The sequence below is a fragment of the Methanogenium cariaci JCM 10550 genome (genome assembly GCF_001315945.1).
Taxonomy (GTDB): Archaea; Halobacteriota; Methanomicrobia; order Methanomicrobiales; family Methanomicrobiaceae; genus Methanogenium; species Methanogenium cariaci.
On the sequence record NZ_BBBG01000040.1, the window covers coordinates 1 to 4,839 of the forward strand.

The 4,839-nt window shown below is 52.1% G+C and carries 1 tRNA gene and 2 rRNA genes; all 3 read left to right on the plus strand.

From position 1 onward, the window contains the following. The first annotated feature begins 181 nt into the window (after window positions 1-181). Window positions 182-1,669, plus strand: a 16S ribosomal RNA gene (locus JCM10550_RS16325). Between the two features lie 66 nt (window positions 1,670-1,735). Further along, window positions 1,736-1,814, plus strand: a tRNA-Ala gene (locus JCM10550_RS16330). Between the two features lie 164 nt (window positions 1,815-1,978). Then, a 23S ribosomal RNA gene (locus JCM10550_RS16335) occupies window positions 1,979-4,839 on the plus strand; the annotation flags it as partial.

Sequence of the window (4,839 nt, forward strand, 5' to 3'; positions counted from 1 at the left end):
TGTAGTCCGAGATTTTGATGGGGAACCGAAATCGCTCAGATGGGAGTGTCGGTTCTGACGTTGGCATTGGCAATGCGGAAATTTATTTAGTAACCGCTAATATCCTTTAAAAAATAAGTCGAACATAAGTGTGCTTTGATAAGCAAAACTGAAGGTTCAGTTTGCCTACTTCAAAAAATTAATTCTGGTTGATCCTGCCAGAGGTCACTGCTATCGGGGTTCGATTAAGCCATGCGAGTTGAGAGGGTTTAGACCCTCAGCGGACTGCTCAGTAACACGTGGATAACCTGCCCTAAGGTGGAGAATAACCCCCCCGGGAAACTGGGGGGGATAATACTCCATAGATTAGAGATACTGGAATGTTCTTTAATCGAAGTTGAGGCGCCTTAGGATGGATCTGCGGTCGATTAGGTTGTTGTTGGGGTAACGGCCCAACAAGCCTGTAATCGATACGGGTTGTGGGAGCAAGAGCCCGGAGATGGAATCTGAGACACGATTCCAGGCCCTACGGGGCGCAGCAGGCGCGAAAACTTTACAATGCAGGAAACTGTGATAAGGGAACCCCCCCGAGTGCCCGTATACGCGGGCTGTCCAGGTGTTTAAAACGCATCTGAAGAAAGGGCCGGGCAAGACCGGTGCCAGCCGCCGCGGTAATACCGGCGGCTCGAGTGGTGGCCACTATTATTGGGCTTAAAGCGTCCGTAGCTGGACCCTTAAGTCTCTTGGGAAATCCGCCGGCTTAACCGACGGGCGTCTAAGAGATACTGGGGGTCTAGGGACCGGGAGAGGTGAGAGGTACTCCGGGGGTAGGAGTGAAATCCTGTAATCCCCCCCGGGGGACCACCGATGGCGAAGGCATCTCACCAGAACGGCTCCGACAGTGAGGGACGAAAGCTGGGGGAGCGAACCGGATTAGATACCCGGGTAGTCCCAGCCGTAAACTATGCGCGTTAGGTGTACTGGTGACCACGAGTCACTGGGGGGGTGCCGAAGGGAAACCGTGAAACGTGCCGCCTGGGAAGTACGGTCGCAAGGCTGAAACTTAAAGGAATTGGCGGGGGGGGAGCACCACAACGGGTGGAGCCTGCGGTTTAATTGGACTCAACGCCGGAAATCTCACCGGATAAGACAGCGGAATGATAACCGGGCTGAAGACTCTGTTTGACCAGCTGAGAGGAGGTGCATGGCCGTCGTCAGTTCGTACTGTGAAGCATCCTGTTAAGTCAGGCAACGAGCGAGACCCACGCCAACAGTTGCTAGCTTGTTCTCCGGAACGAAGAGGACACTGTTGGGACCGCCTCTGCTAAAGAGGAGGAAGGAATGGGCAACGGTAGGTCAGCATGCCCCCCCGAATTATCCGGGCTACACGCGGGCTACAATGGGCAGGACAATGGGTATCGACACCGAAAGGTGAAGGCAATCTCTTAAACCTGTCCTAAGTTCGGATTGTGGGCTGTAACTCGCCCACATGAAGCTGGAATCCGTAGTAATCGCGTTTCAACATAGCGCGGTGAATGCGTCCCTGCTCCTTGCACACACCGCCCGTCAAACCATCCGAGTGAGGTCTGGATGAGCCTGTGGTTTTTGCCGCAGTCGAATCTAGGTTTCGCAAGGAGGGTTAAGTCGTAACAAGGTAGCCGTAGGGGAATCTGCGGCTGGATCACCTCCTAAAGAACTGGGTATGCGGTTACTAAATAAAACGTAAAATTGCTGATGTCGACAATCAATAGGGACGTGGCTTATAGCTCAGTTGGAAGAGCGCGGCGTTTGCAACGCCGAGGCCAGGGGGGGTTCAAATCCCCCCCTTAAGTCCATTGCCTGGTAATCAGAGACGTGTTTTTCTGAAAACCAGGCCTCCCAATGCACCCGGAGACGTGAGTCATCGGGGGGGAAGGGCCGAGAGTCTAACCGACTCTTTGAGGCTGTGTATAGGTGTGCACATAGGACGTTAAATGAGTTTTAACGGACACAATCATAAAGACAAGCTGATACAAGCCTGTCAGTGGATGGCTCGGTTCGAGTGCCGATGAAGGGCGTGCCAAGCTGCGATAAGCTCCGGGTAGGCGCAAGGAACCTATGATCCGGAGATACCCTAATGGGACCTCCTGCTTCGCAAGAAGCGATCCGTAAGGATTGGGAACCCCCCCCGAATTGAAACATCTCAGTAGGGGGGGAGGAAGAGAAATCAAACGAGATGTCGTGAGTAAAAGCGATCGAAAACGACAGAGTTCAAACCGAATCCCTTCGGGGGACATGTGGTGTTGTGAGCCTTCCGTTTACCCAAACATCATAAGCGGAAATATTTCTGGAACGGTTTGCCACAGAGGGTGATAGCCCCCCCGTACGCATACCGATGTTTGGCGAGGAAGTGTCTCGAGTAGTGCGGGTTGGAATTCTCGCATGAACCTGGGGGTCATCAACCTCCAAAACTAAATACTCCTCGAAACCGATAGCGAAATAGTAGCGTGAGCGAAAGCTGAAAAGTAACCCTGGAAAGGTGGTTAAAAGTGCCTGAAACTGATAGGTGATAGTGTGTTATGGCATAAAAGGATCTTTACGCCGAAAGAACCCGTCGCGAGGCGGTAGTATGAGGTGTATTGCCGGTGTCATAACTTACGTTTGGAAGAACGGGCCAGAGAGTTTATTCTGTTGGCGAGGTTAACCGTTAAGGGAAGCCGAAGCGAAAGCGACAAGTCCGTAGTTTCGACATGGGACGGCGTATTAATAGTGCGTGTAGTCGACAGGATAAGACCCGAAGCCCAGTGATCTATGCGTGGGCAGGCTGAAGGGTGACGAAAGTTGCGTGGAGGGCCGAAGCGGTATTGATATGCAAATCATTCGTGTGACCTGCGTATAGGGGGGGTGAAAGGCCAATCGAACTGGGCATCAGCTGGTTCCTCTCGAAACATGCCGTAGCATGACCTGGCTGGAGATAGACGGTGAGGTAGAGCACTGATTGGAGGAGTTGGGGGGGGAGAAATCCCTCACCTTCCTGTCAAACTCCGAATTCCCCGTCGTCGAAGAAGGCTGGAAGTCCGCACTACGGGGGGGTAAGCTTGTAGTGCGTAAGGGAAAGAACCCAGACTGTGGTTAATGTCCCTCAGTGTAGGTTAAGTGTCAATACTAAAAGATGTCCTAGGCCAAAGACAACTGGAAGGTGAGCTTAGAAGCAGCTACCCTTTAAAAAGTGCGTAACAGCTTACCAGTCGAGGTTTAGGGCGCTGAAAATGGACGGGGGGCTAAAACCTACCACAGATACCACAGACCACCGAAAGGTGATGGCGTAGAGAGGCGTTCTGCATGGGCGGAAGCAGGGGTGTGAGTTCCTGTGGACCGTGTAGAATTGAGAATTCTGGCACTAGTAGAAGCATAGTTAGGTGAGAATCCTAACCGCCGAAGGGGCTAGGTTTCCTCGGCAATGTTCGTCAGCCGAGGGTTAGTCGGTCCTAAGTTATACCGTAATTCGAGTATGACAAAAGGGAAACAGGTTAATATTCCTGTACCATCTGATTGTAGTCAATTTATTGACCCCCCCGACGTTTCTGGATATGCTTTGCAGGGCTGTCGCCCTGTCTAATCGTATAACCCCCCCTTGGAGAACCGTAATGGTGAGAATTGGGTGAAAGCGTGATGGAGTAATTTAGCAAATTCCTGGAACCCGTGAAAAGGGAATCAGATGTCCGTACCGAGATCTGACACAGGTGCCCCTAGCTGAGAAGGCTAAGGCGTGTCGGTTTAATTGTGTTTAGGGAATTCGGCAAAATGGCCCCCCCGTAACTTTGGAAGAAGGGGTGCCTGCCCGGAGATCGGGCAGGTCGCAGTGACCAGGGGGGCTCCGACTGTCTAATAACAACATAGCAGACTGCAACTCCGTAAGGACTCGTATAGTCTGTGATTCCTGCCCAGTGCAGGTATCTGAAAACCGGGTACAACCGGACGAAGGACCTGTAAACGGCGGGGGGGTAACTATGACCCTCTTAAGGTAGCGTAGTACCTTGTCGCTTAATTGGCGACTTGCATGAATGGATTAACGAGAGCCCTACTGTCCCAAACACAAGTCCGTTGAACATTTTATTCTGGTGCAAAGGCCAGAGACTCCAAATGGGAAGTGAAGACCCCCCCGTGGAGCTTTACTGCAGCCTGTCGTTGTGTTACGGTATTCATTGCGCAGTGTAGATGGGAGATGTCGATCCAACTCGTGGGGGGGTTGGTTAGTCAACAATGAGACACCATCCTTTGATTACTGTAACACTAACTCCTTGTGAGGACATCGGTAGGTAGGCAGTTTGGGTGGGGGGGCGCCACACCCTCGAAAAGGTATCAAGGGTGCCCCAAGGTCAACTCATGTGAGTCAGAAACTCACAGAAGAGTGTCAAGAGCAAAAGTTGGCCTGACGCGAACACGCAAAGCAAGTGTTCGCGAGAGGAAACTCGGGTCTAACGAACCAATACGCGCTTTTGATGAGTGCTATTGACGACAGAAAAGCTACCCCGGGGGGGATAATTGAGTCGTCGCCGGCAAGAGCACATATCGACCCGGCGGCTTGCTACCTCGATGTCGGTTCTTTCCATCCTGGCTGTGCAGCAGCAGCCAAGGGTGAGGTTGTTCGCCTATTAAAGGGGATCGTGAGCTGGGTTTAGACCGTCGTGAGACAGGTCGGTTACTATCTATTTGGAGTGTTAGAGGTCTGAGGGTAAGACGGAAATAGTACGAGAGGAACTTTCCGTCGTCGCCACTGGTAGATCGGTTGTCCGACAGGGCAGTGCCGAGTGGCTACGCGATAATGGATAAAAGCTGAAAGCATCTAAGCTTGAAACCAGACCTGAAAAGAGACCTCGT